Annotated in this window: 1 pseudogene; it reads left to right on the forward strand. The window is 51.2% G+C overall.

Features of this window, described 5'->3' with window-relative positions:
- A pseudogene (locus tag GJV78_RS24080) lies at positions 1 to 303 on the forward strand (integrase); the annotation flags it as partial.

Below are 303 nucleotides of genomic sequence, written 5' to 3' on the forward strand. Positions count from 1 at the left end.
AAGGCAGAGCGCGATAATTATCGTGCGATGCCAACGCTTAGTGAGTTTTTTCACCAGACCTATGTTCCGTTCATCAAGCGCCATAAAAAGTCCTGGGATAAGGATGTTCAGCGTTTCACGCAATACATTGAACCTCGTCTGGGGAAGATACGTTACTGCGACCTTCGGGCCCGGGAAATCCAGCAGGTGCTTTTCGACATGCTTGAGGGCCGTATTCACGGCCAGCAGTATGCACCGTCTACCTGTAACAGGGCGCTGGCTATTCTGAAAACTATGGGGCGTTATGCGCTACGACAGGATGTC

This window comes from Intestinirhabdus alba (assembly GCF_009711095.1).
GTDB lineage: Bacteria > Pseudomonadota > Gammaproteobacteria > Enterobacterales > Enterobacteriaceae > Intestinirhabdus > Intestinirhabdus alba.